The sequence below is a fragment of the Sphingobium sp. DN12 genome (assembly GCF_051058005.1).
GTDB classification, from domain to species: Bacteria; Pseudomonadota; Alphaproteobacteria; order Sphingomonadales; family Sphingomonadaceae; genus Sphingobium; species Sphingobium yanoikuyae.
Map to the genome: position 1 here is coordinate 4,545,048 of NZ_CP173717.1, position 25,224 is coordinate 4,570,271.

Here is a 25,224-nt window from a genome sequence, read left to right on the forward strand (position 1 = left end):
CTTACCCTTGCATCTGGCCGTCCCCTTCTTGGGGCACGGCCGCCTTCATTCTGTTGGTGCCGGCGTGCCGGCGTCGATCGTCAGTTTGCCTTTTGCGTGTCCGCCCCGAGCAATGCGGTGAGGCGGTCGCGTTCGGCCTTGGTCAGGTCTTTATAGGTGCGCGGCTTGGGCAGCTTGGCGAGTTCGGCCTGGGAGGATTGCATGATCTCCGGCATGGCCTTCATCATGTCGGGCATGATCTTCTGCATGCGGCCGATATAATGGGGATCGGTTGCCAGCTGCATGAAGCCCTCGCCGAACTTGGCGCCGGTCGGCGTCTTCAGGAAGGCGGCGATCTGATCCAGCTCGGTGGCATTGTAGCGATAGGCAAATGCCTCCGCCATGCCGGCGCGCATGTCCGGTTCGTAACGGCCCATGAAGCGGCCCATGGCCGGCATCATGGTGTTGACGATCACGTCCATCCGCTTGCGGAAATTGGGATCGAGGATCGCCATCATTTCCTCCATCGTGCCTTCGCCCAGGCCTTCGGCCCGTTCGGGATCGATGCCGCCGACCTTCAGGAACTCGCGGATGGGCATCTTGGTCATGCTGTCCATCATCGGGCCCATCATCTTCTGCATCATCGGGCCCATCATCTTTTCCATCGTGCCGTCGGGCAGGATGAGGGCCGCGATCGGCTGCGCCTTGGCGAGCAGCGCCGGATCGACCGGCTGCTCGGCGGCTACAGGCGCCACCGGCGTCTGCGCCTGCACGGCGACCGGGGTCGCCAGCAGAAACAGGGACAGGAAGGCGAGGCGCATCACGCGGCAACCTTCTCGCTGGCAGCGGCGACGGCCTTGGCCTTGAGATATTTGTGCATATGGTCGGTCACGTCGCGGCCATCGCGGATGGCCCAGACCACCAGCGATGCGCCGCGCACGATGTCGCCGGCGGCGAAGACGCCATCCATGCTGGTCATCATGGTCTTGTGATCGACGCGCAGCGTGCCCCAGCGGGTGACCGACAGGTCGTCGGCGCCGAACAGGCGGGGCAGGTCTTCGGGATCATAGCCCAGCGCCTTGATGACCAGATCGGCTTCCAGCGTATGTTCGCTGCCCGGATCGGGCTCGGGTGCGCGGCGGCCCGATGCATCGGGCGAACCCAGGCGCATCTTGGTGACCTTGACGCCGGTGACATGTTCTGTGCCCTCGAAGGCGATCGGCGCGGTCAGCCAGACGAACTCGACGCCTTCCTCCTCGGCATTGGCGACTTCGCGCTGCGAGCCGGGCATATTGTCGCGGTCGCGGCGATAGAGGCACTTCACCGACTTGGCGCCCTGGCGGATGGCGGTGCGGACGCAGTCCATCGCGGTGTCGCCGCCGCCGATCACGACGACATTCTTGCCGGTGGCGAGCAGGGTGCCATCCTCATGGCCGGGCACGGCATCGCCAAAGCCCGCCTTGTTGGAGGCGGTGAGATAGTCGAGCGCCTTGACCACGCCCGGTGCGCCGACGCCCGGCGCCTTGATGTCGCGGGCCTTGTAGACGCCGGTGGCGATCAGGATCGCGTCATGCTTCGCACGCAGCTGTTCCATGCTGGCGTCGCGGCCGACCTCGAACCCTTCGTGGAAGATGATGCCGCCATCCTTGAGGCGCTGGACGCGGCGCATGACCACGTCCTTTTCCAGCTTGAAGCCGGGGATGCCATAGGTCAGCAGGCCGCCGGCGCGGTCGTGCCGGTCATAGACATGCACTTCATAGCCCGCGACGCGCAGATATTCGGCGGTGGTGAGGCCGGCGGGGCCGGCACCGATGACGCCGACCGACTGGCCGCGCGCGGCGCCGGGGACCAGCGGTTCGACCCAGCCTTCCTTCCAGGCGGTGTCGGTGATGAACTTTTCCACCGAGCCGATGGTGACCGATCCGTGGCCGGAAAATTCGATCACGCAATTGCCCTCGCACAGACGGTCCTGCGGGCAGATGCGGCCGCAGATTTCCGGCATGGTGCTGGTCAGGTTCGACAGCTCATAGGCTTCGCGCAACCGGCCCTCGGCGGTCAGGCGCAGCCAGTCGGGGATGTGATTGTGCAGCGGGCAATGGGTCGAGCAATAGGGCACGCCGCATTGCGAGCAGCGCGACGCCTGTTCCTCGGCCTTGTCCAGGATGAAGGACTTGCTGATTTCCAGAAAGTCCTCGGCGCGCGCATCAGCGCCGCGCTTTTCCGGATAGGCCTGTTCCTTGCCCACGAACTTCAGCATCGGATTTTCAGCCATGGCATTTCCCTGCAACGATTGTTTGCAGTGCGCATAGCAGGAAAACCCGCGGAGTCACGCGGATTCTGGCATTTAAGACAGCTAAGCTGACCTATTATCTGGCGGTTTGGGAAAAGACTGTCGCGGCGCTGTAATTATCTTTCAAATATTAGGTCCGTATCGGCCTTATCTCAGGCTGAGCCAGACCAGCGCGCCGATGCCGGCCATGATTCGATACCAGGCGAAAGGCGCGAAGCCATGGCGCGACACCAGGCCGACGAACCATTTGATCACCAGCAGCGCGACGATGAAGGAGACGATGAAGCCGAGTGCGATGCTGTCCCAGCCGACCTGGGCGCTGGTGAGCTGGTCACCTTTCTTGAGCAGTTCCAGCGTCGAGGCGCCGAGCATGGTCGGGATGGCGAGGAAGAAGCTGAATTCGGCGGCGGTGCGGCGTTCGACGCCCAGGGTCAGTGCGCCCATGATGGTCGCGCCCGAGCGGCTGACGCCCGGCACCATGGCGAGGCACTGGATGAAGCCGATGCCGATGACGCGGACCAGTGGAATGTCGGCGATGCCGTGGAAGCGCTGTTCCTTGATGAGGCGTTCGATCACCAGGATGGCGACGCCGCCGACGACCAGGGCGCACGCGACCACGCGGGGCGAGCCGAGCAGCGTGTCGATATAGTCGTGCAGGGCAAGGCCGATGACGACGGCGGGGATGAAGGCGACCAGCAGGTTGCGCACGAAGCGGATGCTGACCGGATCGAGGCGCAGCAGGCCCATGGCCACCGCCCAGAAGGTGCGCCAGTAGAGGACGACGACGGCGAGGATCGCGCCGAGCTGGATCATGACGTTGAACATCGCCCAGACCGACGCATCATAGCCGAGCAGCTCGCTCGCCAGGATGAGATGGCCGGTCGAGGACACGGGGAGAAATTCGGTCAATCCCTCCACGATGCCGAGCAGGATGACCGTCAGATAATGCATGTCCATGGGGATGTCGGATCCTCAAGCAGGGGGCGCATAAGCCAAGCCCTCCCCCCGTGAAGGGAGAGGGCCGGGCAATGCCTATATGTCAGGGATGCACCATGCCGCAGTGCAGCGAAAAGGCAAAGCGGCATGGCCACGGCCGGTCGTGGCCGATCATCGGCCCGTCGAGCCGATGGCGGGAATGGATCAGGCCTTCACGCGGCCGGCGAAGCGGCCATGCTTGCGATAGGGGACCATCCAGCGTTCGGCGACGGCGGCCATCGGCGTGGGCGCGACGCCCAGCGCCTCAAGGCCCGGCGAGCCGGGCGCGGCGACATTGTCCTGACCCAGCATCGCGAGCTGGTCGCGGGTGATCGGGCCGCCGGGCAGCATCGCCAGCAGCGAGGCGAAGGCGCCGGGCACCTCGACCAGCGGCTTGTCGCCCCGGCCGATCGCCTTGGCGACCCAGGCGTTGATTTCCTTCATGCTCATGACCTGCGGACCGGCGAGTTCGAAGGTCTTGCCGCCAAAGAGGCCGGGCTGCTGCGCCGCGTTGGCGATCGCCTCGGCAACGTCGCCGACATAGACGGGCTGGAACTTCGTGGCGGCGCCGATCACCGGCACGATCGGGCCGCTGCTGGCGACGCCGGCGAAGCGGTTGAGGAACTGGTCCTCCTGGCCGAAGATGATCGACGGGCGCACGATGGTTGCGGTCGGGAAGGCAGCCAGCACGGCGGCTTCGCCCGCAGCCTTGGACCGGCCATAGGCCGAGGGGCTGTTGGCGTCGGCGCCGATCGCCGAGACATGGACCAGCGCGGTGACGCCGGCGGCGGCCGCCGCCTTGGCGACATTGGCGGCGCCCTCATGCTGGACCGCGTCGAAATCGCCGCTGAGGATGCCGACCAGGTTGATGACGATGTCGCTGCCGTGCAGGGCGCGGGCGACGGTGTCGGGCTTGCGGATATTGGCCGCGACGAACTGGGTCTGGCCCAGATTGCCGAGCGCCTTCACCTTGACCGAATTGGCGAGGTCGCGCTGGGCGATGCGCACGCGCGCGCCGCGTGCCATCAGCGCCTGGGCGACCTGGCGCCCGAGAAAGCCGCCGCCGCCGAAGATGGTTACCAGATTGTCCTTCATCACGCGCGTCCCATGCTGTTCGAAAAGGGGAAAGTTCGTGCCGTTTCCCTTGCAACTTCCGCCGCCCGCTGACAACCGCCCGCCGGCGGCGGTGTTCCGATTTTACCCGATCCAGCCCTGCAGTCCGGCGATCATCCACAGGCCCAGCAGCAGGAAGAGCAGGGCGGCGCCGACCTGCAACGCGCGCATCGGCACGCGCTTCGCCAGCGCTTCGCCGAACAGCACGGCCGGGACATTGGCCAGCATCATGCCGCAGGTTGTGCCGGCGGTGACGGCGAGCAGATTGTCGAACTGGGCGCCCAGCGCCACGGTCGCCACCTGCGTCTTGTCGCCCATCTCGACCAGGAAGAAGGCGAGCAGCGTGGTCACGAACACGCCGGCCTTGGACGGGGCCTTCAGCGGCGCATCCTCATCGATCTTGTCGGGCACCAGCGTCCAGAGCGCCATGGCGATGAAGCTGCCCGCCACGGCATAGCGGAACCAGGGCTGGGTCAGCACCCCGGCGATCGAATGGCCGACCAGCGCGGCGAGGAAATGATTGGCGATGGTCGCGACGAAGATGCCCAGGATGATCGGCACCGGCTTGCGGAAGCGGGTGGCGAGCAGCATGGCCAGCAACTGCGTCTTGTCGCCCATTTCGGCGAGCGCGACGAGGGCGGTGGAGGTGAGGAAGGCTTCCATGAAGAACGTCCGGGCCGGGCTCTGACAAAAGACACAATGCCACCGTCTTCCCCGCCCGGCCGGACTGGGAAGCCGATGCCATTGGTCTCGCCCGATGCGGCTGATACCGCATCCCATATGCCATGGCCTCTCGGCCAAATATGTTGACATATGGCCCGTCCCGTCAGCGGAACGGCTGGCTACTCCCCAGATGACGCGCTAGCCTGTAGTCGGACAGGCCGCGAAAGGCAAGCCGATGGCGACGGGCGAGAACAAGACCATGGAGACGGCGGCGGATGTCGCCGCCTATCTCGACACGGTCGAACCGGCCGAGCGACAGGCGGATGGTCGAGCCATCGCGGCGCTGATGGCGCGGCTGTCGGGCGAGCCGCCGCGGCTATGGGGGCCGAGCATCATCGGCTTTGGCCGCTATCATTATCGCTATGACAGCGGGCGCGAGGGCGACATGTGCCGGATCGGCTTTGCGCCGCGCAAGGCGGAGCTGGTCTTCTATCTCGCCGGTCTCGACGACGCCGATTTCATGGCATTGGGCAAGCATCGGCGCGGCAAGGGCTGCCTCTATGTCAAACGGCTGGCCGATATCGACATGGGCGCGCTGGAGGCGCTGATCGTGCAGAGCCTGGCGCATATGGACGGGCTATATCCGCGCTAGGGCGTGTGTTGATACATTAGGCCCTGTTGGTGGTCATCGCCCGCGTCACCCATCACCGTCACCCTGAACGTGTTTCAGGGTCTATCCTTCCCAACAGGTCCACCGGTCCTGGGGCCTGATAGATGCTGAAACAAGTTCAGCATGACGCCAGAAAGCATGGCGAGGCTCTAGCTATTCAGGCCCGCTCGCCTGAAGCAGCTCAGGGCGTGCTGCTGCTGCTCTGCTGCATCCGCCGTTCGGCGAACCATTGCTGCAGCATCTGGGCGGTGCAGCCGGTGAAGCCGTTGCTGCCGATGGCCGAGCAGCTGTTGGGCAGGATCTGGCGCTGGGTCTGTTCCATCGTCGCGACCTGGCTGCCCCAGCCGGGGCCACCCACTTCTTCGGGCTTCTCGCGCAGCTTCTTGGGGATGCGATAGCGTTCGGATTCGGGCTTGCGGGCGCAGACCACGATTTCCTCGCCCTCGCCCGTCGGGCAGGGATCATCGCCATAGACGATGAGGTTGAAGATCTTCTGCGGCGGATCATCCTGGGCGACGGCGGGCGCAGCGGGCAGGGCCAGCGCGGCCAGGCCGGCGATCAGCAGGGGGCGGGGGAGACGCATCATCAATTCCTTCATTCGCCCCGGTTGCACCCCGTTCGTCCCGCGCTGCACTGGCGCGGGATCGATATGAACAGACGCCGCAGGACGCCCCATGCCGTCACGGCCGGGGCGGGACTTCCTGTTCCTGCGCCTTCTTGGCATCGGCGTCGGCCTTTTCCTCGGCCAGAACGCGCTTTTCGATCGCTTCGCTGTCGGCGTCGATGGTCGACAGGCGCCTGGCGCGCTCGGCTTCGACCAGATCCTTCCAGCTGGCATTGTCGGCCTGCTGCCGTTCCGCCTTGGCGAGGCGCGACAGCTTGGCGAAGCAGCCGGTGGCGCCGCCGCCGCCGACCGGCGAGCAGCTTTCGGTGCCGTCGCGACCGACATATTCCATCGACTTCACTCGCTCGCCCCAGGCCTGGTTGCTGGGCTTGTTGGGGTCGCCACGCAGCGGCTCGGGAATGCGGTAGCGTTCCTCCTCGCCCTTGCGCGCGCACACGACGATGCCGTCGCCCTGGCTCTGGGGACAGGCATCATCGCCATAGACGATGACCAGATTGACCTTTTCGGAGCCGGTGCTGGTGGCGGCCGTGGAGGCGCTGTCCTGCTGCGCGAGCGCGGGGGCGGCGGTGCCCAGCATCAGGCCGGCGGCCAGAGCGATCAACGGGGTCTTCATCATCGGTCCGTCCCTTGTTCAGATGCGCTTCGAGAGCGCGATGGCGGCGCGGCAACCCAGGCGGATCGCGCCGGACAGCAGCGGATAGGCCGGGGCCTGTTCCGCGCCATGGGCGATGGCGGCGTCGCGATGCTCGACCTCCTCCGCCTGGAAATCCTTGATCAGGGCAGAGAGTTCCGGATCATCCTCGCCCAGTTGCTGCAACTGTTCCTCATAATGAAGGTCGATCTCGGTCTCGATCGCGGCAGTGCAGGCCATGGCGGCCTTCGGCCCCATCGCGGCGGTCACGGCGCCCAGCGCGAAGCCGGCGACATTCCAGATCGGATGGATCGCGGTCGGGCGCACGCCGCGTTTGGCGATCAGCGCGTCGAAGGCGGCGCGGTGGCGTTCCTCCTGCGCGGCCATGCCGGCGATCAGCCGGCCATAGGGATGGCGATCGCCCATCACCGCAAGCTGCCCGGCATAGATGCGCACCGCGCCGAATTCGCCCGCCTGGTCGACGCGCACCATGGAGGCGCGATCAGTTGCATTGGTGCGACGTCCTGGCCGGGGGAAATCCTTGGTGGCGCTCATGCCTTCCTCGCTTTCAGCAGCAGGGCCAAGATGGCGAGCGCGGCCGCGCCCGACAAGAGGCCGTTATAGCCTGCCAGCGAAATGCCGAAGAGGCTCCAGGGCGCAACATCGCAGCGGGTGATCGGCGTCGCCATGATCTGGCTCAAAATATCGGCGCTGCTGCCACCGGTCGGCGTGGTCGAGCAGGCGGTCAGTCCTTCCCACCAGCCATATTCGACCCCGGCATGGAACAGGCCGATGGCGCCGCTGATGCCGATGGCGATGCCGGCGAAACCGGCGAACAGGCCGCTCATGCAGGCGCGGCCGCGCAGCGCATAGGCGACCAGCGCGAGCGGGATCGCCGCCATATGGGGATAACGCTGCCACCAGCACATTTCGCACGGATGCAGGCCGCCCAGATATTGGGAGGCATAGGCCGTGCCCAGCGCGATCACGGGCACGAGCAGGGCAAGCAGGCGGGCGCGGCCCAGGGCGGGGGACAAGCTGTTCATATCGCCCGCTTAAACCCTTGTCCGCCTTTCGTCATGCTGAACTTGCCCGTCCGGTCATCCGAACGGGCACGACTCATTTCGCGCCGGGCTTGCGCGCAGCGGCCTGCTGCGCCTGGGCGATGGTGGCGCCCGGCGTGCCGGCGAGGCGGGAAATGGTCTTGAGCGCATAATCGAGCTGGAAGTCCTCGATCCCCTTCTTCTTCAGCTCCTCGGCCGTCTGGGCGAAGCGCGGATCTTCCTTGCTGTCCTCTTCCAACGCGGCGTCGTCGGTCTTGATCTCGTTGATCAGGTGGCGGCGCAGGTCGCTTTCGCGGAACTTGGGGCGATCCTTGTAATCCGGGTCGCTGAGCTGCGGCACCTTGATGTCCGGCTGGATGCCGCCTTCCTGCACGCTGCGGCCCGAAGGCGTGAAGTAGCGCGCGGTGGTGAGCTTGAGCGCGGTGGTGTTCGACAGCGGCAGCATGGTCTGGACCGAGCCCTTGCCGAAGCTGCGTTCGCCCATGATGAGCGCGCGATGCTGGTCCTGCAGTGCGCCGGCGACGATTTCGGAGGCCGAGGCGGAGCCCGCATCGACCAGCACGATCACCGGCAGGCCCTTCGCGTCATCGCCGGGCTTGGCATAATAGCGTTCGACATCGCCCTTGTTGCGGCCGCGCTGCGACACGATCTCGCCGCGTTCCAGGAAGACGTCGCTGGTCGACACCGCTTCATCCAGCAGGCCGCCGGGATTGGAGCGCAGGTCGAGGATATAGCCGGTCGGCTTGTGGCCCAGGCTCTTGTCGATGCTGCGGATCGCCGAGCGGACATCGGCGCCGGTATTGGCCGAGAAGCTGACGATGTTGATGACGCCGATATTGTTCTTCACTTCCCACTTCACCGGCTTGATCTCGATGATCTCGCGGGTGAGGGTGAGGTCGATCGGCTTGTCGCGGCCAGTGCGCACGATGGTCAGCTTGATGCTGGTGCCCGGCGCGCCGCGCATCTTGTCCACTGCTTCATCCAGTGTGCCGCCATAGATGAGCTGGCCGTCGATGTGGGTGATATAGTCGCCCGCCTTGATCCCGGCGCGCCAGGCCGGCGTATCCTGGGTCGGGGCGATCACCTTGACCGCGCCATCCTCCTGCGTGACCGACAGGCCAAGGCCGCCATAGCTGCCCTCGGTCTGGGTGCGCAGATTCTGGAAATCGCGCGCGTCGAGGAAGCTGCTGTGCGGATCGAGGCTGGCGAGCATGCCGTCGATCGCGCCCTTGATCAGCTTTTCGTCGTCGACCTTCTCGACATAGTCGCTGCGGACCTTCTGGAAGACGTCCATGAATTCGTCGAGCGCCTTGTAGCTCGATGCCTCGCCATCGGCGAGCGCCGCGGTGGTGGCGGGGATGAGCGCAAGCGCGCCGAGCGCGACCGCGCCCTGCAGGAAGGTGGATTTCATGGCTGTCCTTGGAGTCCGCATCAAGGGATCGATATACGTCGATTCGCTATCCAACGCAAAAGCGCGCTTGGACCAATGTTGCCTGGCGTCGATGAGCGTGGGGTTAATGGGGGTGATTATTGCCTTATCCGGCGAGACCCTTGATCATGAGGCTGATCTTGGATTCCAGCCGTTGCCGCGCCGCATGAATCATTTTGCAACGTTCGATGGCTTCGTTTTCGTCGAGCACCAACGTCTCGTGCACGGCTTTGCCGCCTCGTAATGCCTGCACGCGCAAGGTGACGTGCCATCGGCCCTTGTGATCGACGGTGACGGTCTGCGTACCATGGCACAAGGTCGCGCGCAGCGTTTCAAAGGCGATGAACTCTTCCAGGGACTTGGATAGTGCCTTGCCTTCGACGGCAAATGGGCCGTCGGTGCCGATGGCCTTGGCCAGTGCGGCAAATCGCTGGCCCACAAGATGGGGCAGATTGATGTTCTTGCCCTTGGCCGGGACATTGGAAAGCTGGATCAACGCTTCGGTCACGACCGCCTCGGCGCGGGCGAACTCTTCGATCATTCGTCCCCGCCAAGCACTGGCGCTCTGCCACAGATCGGGCCAGATCTCATGTGCGGGCAAGGGCAAGGGCGTATGAGCGTTCACCCAAGCAGGCGTAAGCGGCAAGTCTTGCGATTGCGTTAGCCCAGTCCCACCAGCGGCACGATGTCCACCGGGCGGCCGTTGCGGCGCAGTTCGATGGTGACGGTGGGGCGGCCCTGGGCGGCGGTGAGGCCGACCGGGTCGCCCTGGCGCACACTCTCGCCGACCTGAGCGGTGACGCGGTGCAGGCCGGTGATGAGGGTGGTCCAGCCCTGGCCATGGTCGATGATCAGGATCTGGCCATAGCCGCGATAGGGGCCGGCAAAGGCGATGCGGCCGGCGGTCGGCGCGACCGCCTGGGCGCCGGCCTGGGTCACCAGGGTCAGGCCGCGCGAGCGCACGCCGCCGTCATTCACCTCGCCCATGCCGGTGACGAGCTGGCCGACGACGGGCAGGCGATAGGGCGGCGGGCCGCTGTCCAGCGTCTCGCGGTCGGGGGCGGGAGCGCCGGCCTGGTCGGGGCGGGCGGGGCGCAGCACCGGACCGGACAGTTGCGCTAGGCGATCGCGCAGGTCGCTCGCCACCTCCAGCTGGTCCATCAGGTCGACAATGTCGCGCGCCTTCTCGCCCAGCGCCAGCGCGCGTTCGCTCTCCAGCCCGGCATTGGCGCGATAGTCGCGGGCGGCGACGCGCTTTTGCGTTTCGAGCTGGCGCAGGGCGGCCTGGCGATCGGTGAGGGCGCGGCGGCTCTTGGTCAGGGCGTCGGCGGCCTGCTGCGCGGTGGCGCGGATCGCGCGGCTGCGGTCCAGTTCGGCGCGCAGGCCTGCGGTGCGCTGTTCGATCACCGGCAGCACCTGTCCCAGCACCGCGCGCATATGGACGGCGTCGCTGATCGATCCGGGCTGGACGAGGGCAAGCGCGAGCGGCCGGCGGCTCATCATCTGCAGCGCGGCGGTCAGTCGCACCACCGGTTCCTGCCGGACGGCGAGGCGCGCGGCCTGGGCGCGCTGCATCCGGGCGATGATGGCGATGCGGGCCTGGGCGGCCTGCACGTCGGCCTCGGCCTGCTGGATGCGGGCGGCCATGGCAGCGGCGCGGCGGCCTGCCTGTTCGGCCTCGTCACGGGCCATGCCGGCCTGGCGCTCCAGCCGGACCGATCGGTCGGCGGCCTCCACCGACTGGCGGCGGGCGTCGCGCAGCGCCTTTTGTTCCTGTGCCAGCGTGGTGCCGGCGGTGCCGGGCAGGATGATCGCGACATCATCCGCGGCGGGCAGGCGCGTGGCGACAAGGGCCAAGATGCCGGCTAGGGCGATGCCCGTGATGCTGTTGCTGATGATGCTGCGCTTCAACCGCTTGTCCCGCCCGATAGGGCTTTGACTAGGCGCAAGCCGCGGGCATGTCGAGCCTCAGCCTTCGCGGTGATAGGGGTGGTTGGCGAGGATCGAACAGGCGCGCCACAGCTGTTCGGCGAGCATGGCGCGGGCGATCATGTGCGGCCAGGTCATGGCGCCAAAGGCGATCAGCAGGTCCGCATTGGTCCGTTCGGCATCGTCGAAGCCGTCGGCGGCGCCGATCAGGAAGCGGATTTCGCGCGTGCCGCTGTCACGCCAGCCCTCGACCCGCCGGGCAAAGTCCATCGAGGAAAGCTGCTTGCCCTTTTCATCGAGCATCACCGTCACCGTGCCGGGGCCGACGGGCGGCAGCTTGCCGCCCCGGTCGGGCATTTCGGTGATCTTGTGCGGCATGGTCAGCCGCTTGACATAGCGGTCGACCAGATCGGCTTCGGGCGAGCGCCCGATCTTGCCGCGCGCGATGATGTGGAGGAGCATGGCCCCTCCCTAGCCTGTCATCGCGCCCATGTCGAAGGGCGCGACGGCAAGGATCAGGCGTTGCCCGCGACCGGTGCGTCGACGAAGCCCCACATCCGTTCCAGATTGTAGAAGCTGCGCACTTCCGGCTTGAACAGATGGACGATCACGTCGCCGGCATCGATCAGCACCCAGTCGGCGACCGGCAGGCCTTCGACCCGCGCGGAGCGGCCAGTGGCCTTCTTGATCCGTTCGGCCAGATGCTGGGCGATCGCCGCGACCTGACGCGACGAACGGCCGCTCGCGATCACCATATGATCGGCGATGCTGCTCTTGCCTTCGAGGGGGATGGAGATGGTTTCCTGCGCCTGGTCGTCGTCGAGCGACTGCATGACAAGGGCGTGCAGGGCGGCCACGCTATCGGCGGCGGGCGCCGTATCGTTGGCAGGGGCGAGGTTAGTCAATTAAACTCCAATCTAGACGATCATCCGGCGCGTGAGCGGATCGCGCACACACGTTGCTTCATATTCGCGATGCCAGAGGGGGTCCGCCTGCCGTAGCAGGGTTGCCGATCTTGGATCAGGGCGAAAGCGCAATAGCACGAGCGCCGGTGGTCTCCAATTCGTCCAGTCTGCACTCTGGCGCGCGGACCGGACGAAGCGCCGCAGCCAGCTCATGGCCGTAGAGCCACGGGCGGCGTCATCATAGCCCGGACGGGCGATTACGGCAATGGGCATCTGTCGCGCTATGCCGCGCCAGTCGCGCCATTGGCCAAATTGCGCCAGATTGTCGGCGCCCATCAGCCAGACGAAGCGGGTGCGGGGGTAGCGCTGGCGGAGCGCGCGCAGCGTGTCGACGGTGTAGCGGGTGCCCAATTGGCGCTCGATCGCGGTGGCGCGAATCGGCGCGCGGCGGGCGATTTTCTGCGCATGGGCAAGGCGGACCGGCAGCGGCGCCATGCCCCTGGCGGGCTTCAACGGATTGCCGGGCGACACCAGCCACCAGATTTCGTCGAGACCCAGGGCGTCCCTTGCGAACAGCGAAATGGCGCGATGCCCGCCATGCGCCGGATTGAAGGAGCCGCCAAGCAGGCCGATCTTTTTCATGGGGCAAGCCATGCCAGCGCCGGGGCGGGGCGGCAATGGGCAGATTCTTAAGGCTTGCCCGCTATAGCCGCGCCATGCAGGGGCGGCTGATCGGATTCGATGGATTGCGCGGGATCGCCGCGCTCAGCGTCCTGCTGTTCCATGCGCTGACCTGGACCACGGGCGACGCGCGGGGCAACGGCTATCTGGCGGTCGACTTCTTCTTCATGCTGAGCGGCTATGTAATGGCGCGCACCTATGAGGCGCGGTTGGGGCAGGGGCTGTCCACCGGCAGGTTCGTCCGCGCGCGATATCGGCGTTTCCTGCCGGTCATGGCCATTGCCGGGCTGATCGCGCTGCCCGGCTTCCTCCTCACCAATGAGATGTCGCTCTGGCCGGTGGCCCTTGCCAATCTGCTGCTGATTCCCAGCCTATTCACCGGGCGTCTCTATCCTTTGAACGGGCCGGCCTGGTCGATCCTCCTGGAACTGATCGGCAATATGGCCCACGGCCTTGTCCTGCGGCGCTTGTCGACCAGGATATTGGTGCATGTCGTGCTGCTGAGCGCGACCCTGTTCGCGGTTGTCGCCAGTCGTGTGGGGGTGGACGTGGGGGCGCAGCCTGCCAGCTTCCTCTTCGGCCTGCCGCGGGTGATGTGCGCCTATGGCGTGGGGGTCATATTGTGGCGCTGGTGGCGTGACAGGCCGACCATAGCCGTTCCGCCGCTGGCGGCCCTGGTCGCGATGCCGCTCTATTTCGGCATCGGCACGATGATCGACGCGGATGGCTGGGCCAGCGGCATGGTCTTCATCCTGCTGGTCTGTCCCCTGATGCTGGCGGGCGGGCTGCGCTGGCAGCGACAATCGCGGTGGATGACGGCGGCGGGCGCACTTTCCTTTCCGCTTTATGCGGTGCATGCCCCGGTCTGCATGACGGGGCTGATGCTGGGCATACCGGTGCTTGGTGGCGTTGCCGCCAGCCTGGCGATTGCGGGGTTGATTGCCTGGGTGCAGGCGCGGCCGCGCGGACCGGTGGCCACGACGCTTCCGGCCGCGCCTTTGGCTGCAAGCTAGCCCCAGACGATCCTATTCCGCTGCCGGCAGCGCGCGCGCCTCGTCGGCCTGGGCGTCGCGGGCGAGGACGTCGAGCGGTTCCATCGCCTCGATCTCCTTGCCGCCGGTCTCGATGTCGAGATCGCGGAACTTGCGGCCGGTGGAGAGGACGCGGGTTTCGAAGCTGCCGATGAAGCTGTTATAGTTGGAGACCGCGCTGTTGAGGCCCGATCCCAGCTTGCGCAAATGGGTCGCGGCGACGGCTAGTCGCTCATAGAGTTCCTTGCCGAGCTGGCCGACCTGCTGCGCCTGTTCCTGCATCTTGGCTTGGCGCCAATGGCCCGCCAGCGTGCGGGCGAGCGGCAGGAAGGTGGCCGGGCCGCAGATGATGACGCGATTCTTCGCCGCGCGTTCCCACAGCTCCATGTCCGCTTCCAGCGCGGCGGTGACGAAATTGTCGCCCGGCACATACATGATGACGAAGTCGGGGGCCTTGTCGAACTGTTCCCAATAGGCCTTGCGCCCCAGGGCATCGGCATGGGTGCGCATCGCGCGGGCATGATCGAGCATATGGGCGTCGCGCTGCGCCGGATCGACCTGGTCAACCGCGTTCAGATAGGCGACCAGCGAGCATTTGACGTCGACCACCATCTGCTGGTCGCCGGGCAGGTTGATGACGAAGTCGGGGCGCAGGCGGCCGTCCTCGACCGCGACCGACACTTCCTCCTTGAAGTCCACGAAGGGAGAAAGACCGGCGGTTTCGATGAGATTCTTGAACTGCTGCTCGCCCCAGCGACCGCGCGTCTTGGGCGCGGCGCGCAGGGCGTTGACCAGCTTGGCCGTTTCCTCGCGCACCTGGCCTTGGCCGAGATGGACCTGCTGTACGGCCTCGCGCAGTTCGGCATAGCTGCCGACCCGATCCTTCTCGACGCGGGCGAGGCCCTCCTCATAGCGCTTGAGCGTGGTTTCGACCGGGTTGAGCAGCGTCTTCAACTGCGCCTCGCTCTTCTCGCTCGCCTGGGCGAAGCGCTGGTCGGCGCGGGTCAGGAACTGGGTCTGGGCGGATTCGAGCAATTTGCCGCCAATCTCGCTGAACTGGGCGGAGAGCTGTTCCTTGGCATCCTTGAGCGCAGCGATCTGCTGCTCGAACGCCTGGGTGCGGGCATGGATGTCGGACTGGAGCGCGGCGAGGTCACGCAGTGCAGCCTCGCGCTCGGTCTGGATCGCCTCGATGCGCTGGCTGGCGGCGGCCTGCAGCGCCTCGATCCGCTGTTCGGATGCGGCCTGCGCGGATTCGAGCCGGGCGAGCTGGCTCATGCCCTGGGCGACCCGTTCCTTCTCCACCGCCAGTTCGGCGATCGCGCCGTTGCGCTGGGCGGTGGCGATGTCGAGCTTGCCCGCCAGATCGGCCTTTTCGGCGGTCAGCGGCGCCAGCGCCTTGCCCTTGAGCAGCCAGCCGACGGCGAGGCCGATCAGCAGCGCGACGGGAATGAGAAGGGCGGCGAGGCTGTCCATAACTATCCTTTTTGGGAACGAAACGGGAACCTAGCGGGCCGCGTCGAAGGTCGCAAGAACCTTCCTCATGCGTGTCGTCATGCCGCCTGTGCGCTGGGCGCGGCGAAGCGGGCGCGATAGTCGCCGGGCGACAGGCCGACCAGACGGTGGAACAGCTTGCGGAAGGCGGCAGCATCCTCATAGCCGACGCTCCAGGCGATCTGGTCGATCGTGCGCCGGGTAAATTCCAGATGCTCCCGTGCCTTTGCCACGCGCAGATGCTGGACATATTCGATCGGGGTCATGGCGGTCGCCGCCTTGAACCGGCGCTGGAAGGTGCGTTCCTCCAGTGCGGCCTGCGCCGCCATTTCCGTGACGCTGACCGCCTTCGCCTCGCGCGCGGCGAGCCAGTGCTGCACCTTCAGGATCGGCTCGTCGCCATGGGTCAGGCGCGGCAGGAAACGGGCGAAATGCTTCTGCTCGCGCCCGGCCGTGTCGATCAGCAGGAATTTGGCGGTGTCGAGCATCACCGTGGGACCAAGCAGCCGGTCGACCAGTCGCATGCCAAGGTCGGTCCAGGCCATGAGCCCGCCAGCGGTGATGATGTCGCCATCGTCGATGACGATCCGGTCGCAATCGAGCTTCACGGCAGGAAAGCGGGTGCGGAAGGCGTCGGCGAACCACCAATGGGTGGTGGCCGGGCGACCATCGAGCAGGCCGGTCGCCGCCAGCAGGAAGGCGCCGCCGCAATTGGAGGCGAGCGTCGCCCCGGCGGCATGGCGATCCAGCAGCCAGCGGGCATAGGGCGCGGCTTCCTCCGCCTCGGGCACGCCGGTCAGGCGGCCGGGGACCAGCCAGATGTCGGGCGTGCCGGCCAATCCTTCATGCGTGTCATGGCTGCGGGCGAAGCAGCCATCGGCCTACATCTGCCAATGGCTGACGCGCACCACCGGGCCGCCATGCTGGACCGAGAACTGGCCGGCAATGTCGATCAGGTCGGTCATGCCATGGACCATCGCCTGCTGGCAGCCCGGATAGAGCAATATGCCCACTTCGGCGCGTGGAAGACTGCTGTCGGCCATATGCTGATCCTTTGTCGGAATCGGCCCGCTTAATGTCGGAACCGCCAATCCCGATCCTCCGCCATCGTTCCTAATAGTGCAAGCACAGGGCGTGAAGGACGCCCTTCTGGAACAGAAGAAGGGAATTTCACATGAGCAATTTTGTCACCACCAGGGACGGCACCCGCATCTTCTACAAGGATTGGGGACCGCGCGACGGCCAGCCGATCCTCTTCTCCCATGGCTGGCCGCTCAGCGCCGACGCCTGGGACGCGCAGATGGTCTATTTCGCCAATCAGGGCTTTCGCACCATCGCCCATGACCGCCGCAGCCATGGCCGGTCGGACCAGGTGTGGGACAATAATAATATGGACCAATATGCCGACGATCTGGCCGATCTGATCGCGGCGCTGGACCTGTCCGACATCATCCTGGTCGGCCATTCGACCGGCGGTGGCGAAGTCACCCGCTATATCGGCCGCCATGGCACCAGCCGGGTCGCCAAGCTGGCGCTGATCGGCGCGGTGCCGCCGCTGATGCTCAAGACCGAAGCCAATCCGGGCGGTCTGCCGATCGACGTGTTCGACGGCATCCGCAAGGGCACGTTCGCCAATCGCAGCCAGTTCTTCAGGGATCTGACCACGCCCTTCTACGGCTATAACCGGGACGGCGCGGTCATCTCCGAGGGCATTCGCGAGGAGTTCTGGCGACAGGGAATGATGGGCGGCCTCAAGGGCCAGCTCGACTCGATCCGCGCCTTTTCCGAAAGTGATTTCCATGCCGACCTGGCGAAGGTCGATGTGCCTACGCTGGTCCTGCATGGCGATGACGACCAGATCGTGCCGATCGGCGCAGCTGCCCTCTCCACCATCAAGATCGTTACGGATGCGGTGCTGATCGTGTATGAAGGCGCCGACCATGGGCTGACGCAGACTCACCAGGACCGGTTCAACGCCGACCTGCTCGATTTCATCAACGGCTGACAATTCCGACCCCCGTTCGTTTTCGACAGGTGCGGAAGCGGACGGGGGTGGCTCCAAGGAGACATCCCATGACTCAAGACACCATCCTCATCACCGGCGCCTCGGACGGTATCGGCGCCGTCTATGCCGACCGCTTCGCCAGGCGCGGCGCCAATCTGATCCTGGTCGCCCGCCGCGCCGACAAACTGGAGGCGCTGGCCGCCCGCCTGCGCGCCGACAGCGGCGTCAGCGTGGAAGTGATCGCCGCCGACTTGTCACAAGCCGACGATCTGGCGCGGGTCGAGGCGCGGCTGCGCGACGATGACGCGATCACCGGCCTGGTCAACAATGCCGGCATTGCCGGGGAACAGGCCTTTGTCGAGACCGATCCGGCCTATCTCACCGGCCTGATCGACCTCAACATCCTGGCGGTGACGCGGCTGTCCCGCGCCATTGCGCCGCGGCTGGCGGCCAGGGGCGTAGGCACGCTGATCAACATCACGTCGGTCACCGCGCTGATGCCGGATGGCTTCACCGCCGTCTATCCCGCGACCAAGGCCTATGTGCTGGCCTTTACCGAAGCGTTGCAGGTCGAACTGGGCAGCAAGGGCGTGAAGGTGCAGGCGGTGCTGCCCGGCATCACCCGCACCGCCATCTGGACGGCGGAACAGATGGCCGGCCTGCCGCCGCACATGGTGATGGATGTCGAGGTGATGGTCGACGCGGCACTGGCCGGGCTCGACATGGGCGAGGCGATCACCATTCCGGCCCTGCCGGACAATGCCGACCTCGACGCCTATCTCGCCGCGCGGGCCGCGCTTCGGCCCAACCTGTCGCTCAGGGATGCGGCGCCCCGTTATCGGGTGACCGCCTGACCTCTTTTGTCACCCCCGCTTTCGCGGGGGTGACGGGAATTTTCCAGGGAGAAGCATCATGATCCTCGGTCTTTCCATTCCCGCCTTCATCGCCCTGCATGTCGCGATCAGCCTGATCGGCATCGTCAGCGGCCTTGTCGCCCTGCCGGCCATGGCGAAGGGGCATGTCCTGCACAAAATGCAGGGCCTGTTCCTGGTGACGACCCTGCTCACCAGCCTGACCGGCTTCCTCTTTCCCTTTCGCGGCTTCACCCCGGCGATCGGCGTCGGCACCCTCTCGACGCTGGTGCTGATTATCGCCTTCTCTGCCTTTTACGGCCTTGGCCTGCGGGGCCGGGCGCGGGGCGTCTATGCGGTCACCGCGACCATCGCCCTGTGGCTCAACCTGTTCGTGGCTGTCGTGCAGGGCTTCCTCAAGGTGCCGGCGCTCAATCGGCTGGCGCCGACCGGCAGCGAGCCGCCTTTCCTGGCCGCACAGGGACTGCTCTTGATCCTGATGCTGATCCTGGGCGCGGCGATCCTGCGTCAGCCAAGGCTGGCGCGGAAGGCGGCGAGCCGCTCGATCGCCTGATCCAGCGTCGCGTCCGACTTGGAGAAGCAGAGGCGGACCAGATGGGTGACCGGATCATCGGGGTAGAAGGCGGAGATCGGGATTGCCGCCACGCCCGCCTCGTCGATGATCCGGTTGCAGAAGGTCACGTCATCCATCGCGATGCCGGACGCGGGCAGGTCGATCGACAGGAACCAGGTGGCGCCGCTGGGTTGCACGACATAGCCCGCCTTGATCAGCCCCGTCGCCAGCCGATCGCGCGACGCCTGATAGGCGGCGCGCTGGTCGTTCAGCCATTGGTCGGGCCAGCCCAGCCCCTGCGCCACCGCCCATTGCAGGTTGGGCGGGGTGGTGAAGGTCAGGAACTGGTGCGCACGGGCGAGCAGGGTGGCGATCGGCGGCGCGGCGCACATCCAGCCGACCTTCCAGCCGGTGACGGAGAAGATCTTGCCCGCCGACCCGATCTTGACCGTACGCTCGCGCATGCCGGGAAAGCCGATCAGCGGGCGATGCGGCAGGCCGTCATAGACGGTTTCCTCCCAGACTTCGTCGCACAGCGCGATCAGGTCATGGGCGACGCACAGGTCCGCCAGCAGCGCCAGTTCCGCCTCACGCAGCACGATGCCGGTCGGATTGACCGGATTGTTCATCAGAAGGATGCGGGTCCGGGGCGTGATTGCCGCCTCCAGCGCGTCGCGGGTGACGCGCCAGTCGGGCGGCGTCAGCTTCACTACCCTGGCTACGCCGCCGACCCGCTCCACCAGCGGCAGATAGGCGTCATAGAGCGGCGCCAGCATCAGCACCTCGTCTCCCGGTCGCACCAGCGCCAGCAGGCTGGCGGCAATCGCCTCGGTCGCGCCCGATGTGACGATGATTTCCTGTGGGCTGAGGTTCAGCCCCTGACGCCGGGCATAATGATCGGCCAGCGCCGTGCGCAGTTCGATCAGGCCGGGCATCGGCGGATATTGGCTGGACCGGGTCAGCAGCGCATTCGCCGCGGCCTGCAGCACTTCCTGCGGTCCCGGCCCTTCGGGAAAGCCCTGCCCCAGATTGATTGCGCCGGTTTCGCGTGCGCGGGCCGACATATGCTCGAAGATGGTGGTCGGCATGTCGCGATAGACGGGATGGCCAAGTCGGGTGTCGGGCAAGCGGGGCTCCATCGGATCGTCGGCGATGCCAGCGGTCTAGGTCTTTCCATTGCCTCGCGCAAACCGGTCCGGCATCATGGCGTCTCCTCATCACAGGGAGACAGACCCATGTGTTCGGACGTCGATGGCATGCATGACCAGCCGCACGGGACGCAGGAGGAGGATGGCGCCGCGCCCTCCCGCCGCGCCTTTCTGACAGCGATGACGATGGCGGGTGGGGTGGCCATGGCCGCCCTGCCGTCCGTACCAGCGATGGCGGCGCCTCCCGCCGACGGCCCGGATGCGTCGATGACGCCGGACGCTGCCCTGGCCGAGATCATGGCCGGCAACGCCCGCTTCGTCGCCGGCAAGCCGACCGCCCATTTGCAGGACCTGTCGATCATCAAGGCGCGCGCGGCCGAGGGGCAATGGCCGGTGGTCGGCGTCCTCTCCTGCGCCGACTCGCGCGTGCCGGTGGAGATGGTGTTCGACGAATATATCGGCCGGCTGTTCGTCACCCGCATCGCCGGCAACATCACCACGCCCGAAATCGTCGCCAGCCTGGAATATGGCGTGGCGGTGCTGGGGCTGAAGGCGCTGGTGGTCATGGGCCACAGCAATTGCGGCGCGGTGAAGGCGGCAATCGACAATCCCGAAGTGCCGGGCCAGATCAGCGCGCTCTTCCCCGCGATCCTGCCCGCCCTCTATCTTGCCCGCAGCAAGGATGCGGCCATCGTCACCCGCACCAATGCGCTGGTGCAGGCGGCGACTCTGGTCAACGCCTCGCCGGTGATCGAGGAGAAGGTGAAGGCGGGCACGCTGAAGGTGGTCGCCGCCGTCTATGACGTGGCGACCGGCAAGGTCGACATGTTGCCGGTGCCGGCCGACATGCTGATGCGCGGCTGATCCGTCAGGGCCGGGTCGCCGCCGCATTCCAGGCGGCGACCTTCGCCTTCGTCTCTGCCAGCAGCGCGTCGAGCTTGGCCCGGTCCTGCAATGTGCCGCGCAGGATCACCGCGTCGATCGCCTTGGTGGCGTGGATATCCTCCAGCGGATTGGCGGTCAGCAGCACCATATCCGCCTGCTTGCCCTCCGCCACCGCGCCATAACGGTCGAGCAGGCCGAACCAGGCCGGGCCGGCGCGGGTGGCGCTGGCCAGCGCCTGGGCCGGGGTCAGGCCACGATCGACATAGAGCGCCAGTTCCTGGTGCAGGGCAAAGCCGGGATAGTCGAAGCTGTTGAGGAAGCCGGCATCGGTGCCGGCCATGATGGTGACGCCGGCCTGCTGCAACAGCGGCAGGATCGCGGCATTATGCTCGTAAATGGCGTGGCGCTGGGCGATCTGATCTGGCGTCGCCTTGGCCGCGCGCTCGATCCGCCAGTCATAGGTCTTGCGCAGGCGCGGGCCGATATAGGCCAGTTCCGGATCGGCGCTGTGATCCTCCTTGTCGAGATAGGCGACGGTGCGCGAGATGCTGAGCGTCGGCGTCACGAACACGCCGCGCGCGGCCATGTCGCGATAGGCGGTCATGGCGGTGGTCTCGTCAAAGCCGGCATCCAGTTGCGCGCTCGCCTGCGCCCGGTCGATCTTGCCGGCGGCGAAATCGGCGGTGATCCGCGGCTCATCCTTCACGCCCGCCTTGTGGGCATAGTCGATATGCTCGATCGAGCTGATCCCGGCCTCGATCGCCTGGCCGACGGTCAGGGCCATCGGGATATGGCCCGACGCCCGCAGCCCGGCGCCGCGCGCCTGGCGCACGGCATAGAGGAACAACTCGGGCTTCAGGGTGCTGTCCGTGATCTTGACGAAATTGACGTTCAGTTCTTTCAGCTTGGCGATCGCCTGGTCTACGTCCGCCTGCGACCCGGTTTCCAGCGTGCCCTTCCACACCGGCTTGATCCCCTCGATCTTCGGGCCGGAACTCAGCAGGGTCGGGCCGAACAGGCGCCCGTCGGCAATCTCCCCGCGCCAGCGCAGCACATCATAGGGCAGGTCGCCCGACGCATCGCGCACGGTGGTGATGCCGTTGGCGATATAGAGCGGCAGCAGCGCCTTATTCTCTTCGATCAGTTCCGGCCCGCCGCCGAAATGGACATGCATGTCCCACAGGCCGGGGATCAGATAGCGGCCCTTCGCCTCGACATTCTTGCCCGCGCGCCAGGCGGCGGCGATCGTGGTGTCGTTGCCGACCGCGACGATCCGGTCGCCCCTGGTCGCGACCGCCTGGTCGGGGACCAGCCGGCCATGCTCGACATCGACCAGCGTCGCATGGCGGATCAGCAGGTCGGCGCGGGCCGGCGCGGCCTTCGCTGCGGTGGGCAGGGGCAACAGGCCAGTGGCGGCCAGCAGCGCGGCGAGAAGCGTCTTCATGAAAATCCCCGGTTCTTGTGCGGCGCGCAGGATAGGCAGGGGCTGCATCATCGACAAACAACATATATGAATGGCAATCATTCATGATCCAAATGGAATGCCATGCTCGATCCGCGCCTGCTCCGTGCCTTTGTCGCGATCGCCGACAGCGGCAGCTTCACCATCGCGGCGCAGCGGCTGCACATGACCCAGTCGACCATCAGCCAGCAGCTCGGCCGGCTGGAACAGGCGGTGGGGCATATGCTGGTCGATCGGGCGGCACGGCCGGTGCGGCCGACCGCGGCGGGCGAACGGCTGCTGGGCCATGCAAGGCGCATCCTGTCGCTGCAGCAGGAGGCGGAAAGCCTGCTTGCCGATCCGGCCGGCAGCGCGTCGATCCGCATCGGCCTGCCCGACGACATCGCCAGTCGCGACATGATGCAGGTGTTCGCCCGCTTTTCCGAGCAATATCGGGCGGTGCGGCTGGACGTCACCACCGGGCTCAGCCGTGATCTCACGCGCCGATACCGCGCGGGCGAGTTTGACATCATCGCTGTCAAGGAACCGACGCCGAGCGCCGATTGTCGCGCCAGTTTCGCCGAGCCGATCGGCTGGCATGAAAGCGCGGACCGGCAGGGCGACTGGCCTGATCCATTGCCGCTGGTCGCCTTTCCGGCGGGCGGCCTCTATCGCGACGCGATGTTCGACCGGATCGGGCGGGAGAGGCGGCGCTGCCATGTCGCCTTCACCGGCAGCGACCTCACCAGCGTGCTGACCGCGGTGGAGGCGGGCATGGGTCTGTCGCTGGTGCCGATGCGCGCGGCGGCCGGGCGGGCGGTGCGGCCCTATGCGCCGTTCGGGGGGGAGGCCGCCATGCGCGTTTCGCTCTATGCCTGGGACGATGCCGGGCCGACGGCCGAACTGGTCGCGCAGATGGCGGCGGTGCTGGCGGCGCGGTAAGCGGCAAGGGCTGCGGCGGCTCGCGCCGCCGCAACTGGGTCTAAATGGTGCGGCACCGTGCGGTGCCGAATAAACCGGATCGCCGTCCCCCGGACGGCGATTCAGCCAGATACTCACGGCCGCTTACGCGGCCGAGTAAAGCCGGCGAATGTCCCCCGGACATTCGCTATTTCGGCTTTACTCCCACTCGATCGTGCCGGGGGGCTTCGAGGTGTAGTCGTAGACCACGCGGTTGATGCCCTTGACCTCGTTGATGATGCGGGTCGCGACGCGGCTCAGGAAAGCGGCGTCGAAGGGATAGATGTCGGCGGTCATGCCGTCGGTCGAGGTGACCGCGCGCACCGCACAGACGCTGTCATAGGTGCGGTAATCGCCCATCACGCCGACGGTGCGGACCGGCAGCAGCACGGCGAAGGCCTGCCAGATCGCGTCGTAGAGGCCGGCGTTGCGGATTTCCTCCAGATAGATGAAGTCCGCCTTGCGCAATATGTCGCAGCGTTCCTTGGTGACTTCGCCGGGGATGCGGATGGCAAGGCCGGGGCCAGGGAAGGGATGGCGGCCGACGAAGATGTCAGGCAGGCCCAGTTCCTTGCCCAGCACGCGGACTTCGTCCTTGAACAGTTCGCGCAGCGGCTCGACCAGCTTCATGTTCATGCGTTCGGGCAGGCCGCCGACATTATGGTGCGACTTGATCGTGACCGAAGGCCCGCCGGTGAAGCTGACCGATTCGATGACGTCGGGATACAGCGTGCCCTGCGCCAGGAAGTCGGCGCCGCCGATCTTGGCGGCTTCCTCCTCGAACACGGCGATGAATTCGCCGCCGATGAACTTGCGCTTCTTTTCCGGGTCGGTGAGGCCGGCGAGGCCGCCCAGGAAGCGCTCCTCGGCGTTCACATGGACCAGCTTGATGCCATAATGTTCGCGGAACAGGCTGACCACCTGCTCGGCTTCGCCCAGGCGCATCAGGCCATGATCGACGAACACACAGGTGAGCTGGTCGCCGATCGCTTCATGGATGAGCACGGCGGCCACCGCGCTGTCGACGCCGCCCGACAGGCCGCAAATGACCCGGCCATTGCCGACCTGCTCGCGGATTTCGGCAATCTTGACCTGGCGGAATTCGGCCATGGTCCAGTCGCCGGCCAGGCCGCAGACATGGCGGACGAAATTGGCGATCAGCTTGCCGCCGTCGGGCGTATGCACGACTTCGGGGTGGAACTGCGTACCGTAGAATTTCCGTTCCTCGTCCGCGATCACCGCGAAGGGGGCGCCGTCCGACACCGCCACGATCTTGAAGCCGGGCGCGAATTTCGTGACCTTGTCACCATGGCTCATCCACACCTGATGCCGTTCGCCGACTTCCCACAGCCCGTCGAACAGGGCGCAGGGTTCGGTCACGGTCAGGAAGGCGCGGCCAAATTCGCCGCCTTCGCCGGTCTCGTGACCGGGGCGCACTTCGCCGCCCAGCTGATGGCTCATCACCTGCTGGCCGTAGCAGATGCCCAGGATCGGCACGCCGGCGTCGAACAGGGCCTGCGGCGCACGCGGGCTGCCTTCCTCCGGCACGCCGGCGGGCGAACCGGACAGGATGATGCCCTTGGGCTTCATGCGGTCGAACGCGGCCTGGGCCTGGGTAAAGGGGGCGATCTCGGAATAGACGCCGGCTTCGCGGACGCGCCGGGCGATGAGCTGAGTCACCTGGCTGCCGAAGTCCACGATAAGGATGGAATCCTGAAGGGGCAGCGTCATCGAATCGCCTTTATGTCGAGCGGTGGAAGGGATTCGCGCCCGGTTAGTCGCACCGCCCCGATATGTCCAGTTTTCCCGGTTCAGAGCATCATCCGATTAGGGTAAATCGGATGATGCTCTGATTTCCTTTTGTTTGCCGCATTCTGCGAG

The 25,224-nt window shown here is 66.3% G+C and carries 28 protein-coding genes and 1 riboswitch; of the genes, 7 read left to right on the top strand and 21 right to left on the bottom strand.

Annotated features, from left to right (window positions below; all coding sequences use genetic code 11):
* Positions 1-80 precede the first annotated feature (80 nt).
* The 5 genes from ACI6S0_RS21575 to ACI6S0_RS21595 all read right to left on the bottom strand — a co-directional run bounded on the left by ACI6S0_RS21575 (position 81) and on the right by ACI6S0_RS21595 (position 5,020).
* Positions 81-800: a DUF2059 domain-containing protein gene (locus ACI6S0_RS21575; RefSeq protein ID WP_037518458.1), complete on the bottom strand. Its 720-nt coding sequence runs from the start codon at positions 798-800 to the stop codon at positions 81-83.
* A complete protein-coding gene (locus tag ACI6S0_RS21580; protein ID WP_004209812.1) occupies positions 800-2,251 on the bottom strand; it encodes an NAD(P)-dependent oxidoreductase in 1,452 nt (483 codons plus the stop codon). The genes ACI6S0_RS21575 and ACI6S0_RS21580 overlap by 1 nt, the downstream gene beginning before the upstream one ends.
* A 165-nt stretch (positions 2,252-2,416) precedes the next feature.
* On the bottom strand, positions 2,417-3,226 hold the full coding sequence (locus tag ACI6S0_RS21585; RefSeq protein ID WP_434404286.1) for an undecaprenyl-diphosphate phosphatase: 810 nt from the start codon (positions 3,224-3,226) through the stop codon (positions 2,417-2,419).
* A 183-nt stretch (positions 3,227-3,409) separates the two neighbouring features.
* On the bottom strand, positions 3,410-4,339 hold the full coding sequence (locus ACI6S0_RS21590; RefSeq protein WP_434404287.1) for a complex I NDUFA9 subunit family protein: 930 nt from the start codon (positions 4,337-4,339) through the stop codon (positions 3,410-3,412).
* A 102-nt stretch (positions 4,340-4,441) separates the two neighbouring features.
* The gene (locus ACI6S0_RS21595) at positions 4,442-5,020 is read right to left on the bottom strand and encodes a TMEM165/GDT1 family protein (protein ID WP_434404288.1); all 579 of its coding nucleotides are present in this window, start codon (positions 5,018-5,020) and stop codon (positions 4,442-4,444) included.
* Between the two features lie 93 nt (positions 5,021-5,113).
* Positions 5,114-5,221: riboswitch (yybP-ykoY riboswitch) on the bottom strand.
* A gap of 34 nt (positions 5,222-5,255) precedes the next feature.
* Between ACI6S0_RS21595 and ACI6S0_RS21600 the strand changes: the two genes are divergently transcribed.
* Complete coding sequence (locus ACI6S0_RS21600) at positions 5,256-5,672, top strand: DUF1801 domain-containing protein (RefSeq protein WP_434404290.1); 417 nt, start codon at positions 5,256-5,258, stop codon at positions 5,670-5,672.
* 199 nt (positions 5,673-5,871) lie between these two features.
* On the opposite strand, the gene ACI6S0_RS21605 is transcribed toward ACI6S0_RS21600, so the two are convergent.
* The 10 genes from ACI6S0_RS21605 to ACI6S0_RS21650 all read right to left on the bottom strand — a co-directional run bounded on the left by ACI6S0_RS21605 (position 5,872) and on the right by ACI6S0_RS21650 (position 12,915).
* The gene (locus ACI6S0_RS21605; protein WP_017501498.1) at positions 5,872-6,273 is read right to left on the bottom strand and encodes a hypothetical protein; all 402 of its coding nucleotides are present in this window, start codon (positions 6,271-6,273) and stop codon (positions 5,872-5,874) included.
* Positions 6,274-6,370: 97 nt separating this feature from the next.
* On the bottom strand, positions 6,371-6,931 hold the full coding sequence (locus tag ACI6S0_RS21610) for a hypothetical protein (protein ID WP_434404291.1): 561 nt from the start codon (positions 6,929-6,931) through the stop codon (positions 6,371-6,373).
* Between the two features lie 15 nt (positions 6,932-6,946).
* Positions 6,947-7,501, bottom strand: a complete 555-nt coding sequence (locus ACI6S0_RS21615) for a demethoxyubiquinone hydroxylase family protein (protein ID WP_136186248.1) — start codon at positions 7,499-7,501, stop codon at positions 6,947-6,949.
* Positions 7,498-7,992: a disulfide bond formation protein B gene (locus tag ACI6S0_RS21620; RefSeq protein WP_010336967.1), complete on the bottom strand. Its 495-nt coding sequence runs from the start codon at positions 7,990-7,992 to the stop codon at positions 7,498-7,500. The genes ACI6S0_RS21615 and ACI6S0_RS21620 overlap by 4 nt, the downstream gene beginning before the upstream one ends.
* A 73-nt stretch (positions 7,993-8,065) precedes the next feature.
* Positions 8,066-9,421, bottom strand: a complete 1,356-nt coding sequence (locus ACI6S0_RS21625; protein ID WP_004209836.1) for a S41 family peptidase — start codon at positions 9,419-9,421, stop codon at positions 8,066-8,068.
* Positions 9,422-9,545: 124 nt separating this feature from the next.
* Entirely contained in the window at positions 9,546-9,980 is a 435-nt protein-coding gene (locus ACI6S0_RS21630) for a hypothetical protein (RefSeq protein ID WP_434404293.1), read from the bottom strand.
* Between the two features lie 119 nt (positions 9,981-10,099).
* The gene (locus ACI6S0_RS21635; protein ID WP_434404294.1) at positions 10,100-11,350 is read right to left on the bottom strand and encodes a murein hydrolase activator EnvC family protein; all 1,251 of its coding nucleotides are present in this window, start codon (positions 11,348-11,350) and stop codon (positions 10,100-10,102) included.
* Positions 11,351-11,407: 57 nt separating this feature from the next.
* Entirely contained in the window at positions 11,408-11,830 is a 423-nt protein-coding gene (locus ACI6S0_RS21640) for a 23S rRNA (pseudouridine(1915)-N(3))-methyltransferase RlmH (RefSeq protein ID WP_434404295.1), read from the bottom strand.
* A gap of 53 nt (positions 11,831-11,883) precedes the next feature.
* A complete protein-coding gene (gene rsfS, locus ACI6S0_RS21645) occupies positions 11,884-12,273 on the bottom strand; it encodes a ribosome silencing factor (protein WP_004209841.1) in 390 nt (129 codons plus the stop codon).
* A gap of 12 nt (positions 12,274-12,285) precedes the next feature.
* Positions 12,286-12,915 (bottom strand): nicotinate-nucleotide adenylyltransferase, encoded by a 630-nt coding sequence (locus ACI6S0_RS21650; protein WP_099232631.1) that lies wholly within the window; start codon positions 12,913-12,915, stop codon positions 12,286-12,288.
* A gap of 35 nt (positions 12,916-12,950) precedes the next feature.
* Here ACI6S0_RS21650 and ACI6S0_RS21655 point away from each other — a divergent pair, with 35 nt between their 5' ends.
* Positions 12,951-13,967 carry an acyltransferase family protein gene (locus ACI6S0_RS21655; protein ID WP_434404296.1) on the top strand — a complete coding sequence of 339 codons (1,017 nt, stop codon included), beginning with the start codon at positions 12,951-12,953 and terminating at the stop codon, positions 13,965-13,967.
* A 12-nt stretch (positions 13,968-13,979) separates the two neighbouring features.
* On the opposite strand, the gene rmuC is transcribed toward ACI6S0_RS21655, so the two are convergent.
* From rmuC to ACI6S0_RS21670, 3 genes are all read right to left on the bottom strand, one after another.
* Positions 13,980-15,461 (bottom strand): DNA recombination protein RmuC, encoded by a 1,482-nt coding sequence (gene rmuC, locus ACI6S0_RS21660; protein WP_434404297.1) that lies wholly within the window; start codon positions 15,459-15,461, stop codon positions 13,980-13,982.
* A 77-nt stretch (positions 15,462-15,538) separates the two neighbouring features.
* Positions 15,539-16,318: a GlxA family transcriptional regulator gene (locus ACI6S0_RS21665; RefSeq protein WP_434404298.1), complete on the bottom strand. Its 780-nt coding sequence runs from the start codon at positions 16,316-16,318 to the stop codon at positions 15,539-15,541.
* 42 nt (positions 16,319-16,360) lie between these two features.
* Positions 16,361-16,522 carry a hypothetical protein gene (locus ACI6S0_RS21670; protein WP_434404299.1) on the bottom strand — a complete coding sequence of 54 codons (162 nt, stop codon included), beginning with the start codon at positions 16,520-16,522 and terminating at the stop codon, positions 16,361-16,363.
* A gap of 131 nt (positions 16,523-16,653) precedes the next feature.
* Here ACI6S0_RS21670 and ACI6S0_RS21675 point away from each other — a divergent pair, with 131 nt between their 5' ends.
* The 3 genes from ACI6S0_RS21675 (at position 16,654) to ACI6S0_RS21685 (ending at position 18,909) form a co-directional block, all read left to right on the top strand.
* Positions 16,654-17,484, top strand: coding sequence for an alpha/beta fold hydrolase (locus ACI6S0_RS21675; protein ID WP_434404300.1), 831 nt, complete (start codon positions 16,654-16,656; stop codon positions 17,482-17,484).
* Between the two features lie 68 nt (positions 17,485-17,552).
* The gene (locus ACI6S0_RS21680) at positions 17,553-18,338 is read left to right on the top strand and encodes an SDR family NAD(P)-dependent oxidoreductase (protein ID WP_434404301.1); all 786 of its coding nucleotides are present in this window, start codon (positions 17,553-17,555) and stop codon (positions 18,336-18,338) included.
* A gap of 58 nt (positions 18,339-18,396) precedes the next feature.
* Complete coding sequence (locus ACI6S0_RS21685; RefSeq protein WP_434404302.1) at positions 18,397-18,909, top strand: hypothetical protein; 513 nt, start codon at positions 18,397-18,399, stop codon at positions 18,907-18,909.
* Here ACI6S0_RS21685 and ACI6S0_RS21690 read toward each other — a convergent pair.
* Positions 18,864-20,048 (bottom strand): aminotransferase, encoded by a 1,185-nt coding sequence (locus ACI6S0_RS21690; RefSeq protein WP_434404303.1) that lies wholly within the window; start codon positions 20,046-20,048, stop codon positions 18,864-18,866. The two genes, ACI6S0_RS21685 and ACI6S0_RS21690, sit on opposite strands and share 46 nt — an antisense overlap.
* 96 nt (positions 20,049-20,144) lie before the next feature.
* Here ACI6S0_RS21690 and ACI6S0_RS21695 point away from each other — a divergent pair, with 96 nt between their 5' ends.
* Entirely contained in the window at positions 20,145-20,921 is a 777-nt protein-coding gene (locus tag ACI6S0_RS21695) for a carbonic anhydrase (protein ID WP_434404304.1), read from the top strand.
* 4 nt (positions 20,922-20,925) lie between these two features.
* Here the strand turns inward: ACI6S0_RS21695 and ACI6S0_RS21700 are convergent, their stop codons facing one another.
* Positions 20,926-22,386: an amidohydrolase family protein gene (locus ACI6S0_RS21700; protein WP_434404305.1), complete on the bottom strand. Its 1,461-nt coding sequence runs from the start codon at positions 22,384-22,386 to the stop codon at positions 20,926-20,928.
* A 102-nt stretch (positions 22,387-22,488) separates the two neighbouring features.
* On the opposite strand from ACI6S0_RS21700, the gene ACI6S0_RS21705 reads away from it, so the two are divergent.
* Entirely contained in the window at positions 22,489-23,325 is an 837-nt protein-coding gene (locus tag ACI6S0_RS21705) for a LysR family transcriptional regulator (RefSeq protein ID WP_434404306.1), read from the top strand.
* 177 nt (positions 23,326-23,502) lie between these two features.
* Here ACI6S0_RS21705 and guaA read toward each other — a convergent pair whose 3' ends face one another.
* Positions 23,503-25,074, bottom strand: coding sequence for a glutamine-hydrolyzing GMP synthase (gene guaA / locus ACI6S0_RS21710; RefSeq protein ID WP_010336491.1), 1,572 nt, complete (start codon positions 25,072-25,074; stop codon positions 23,503-23,505).
* Between the last annotated feature and the right edge of the window lie 150 nt (positions 25,075-25,224).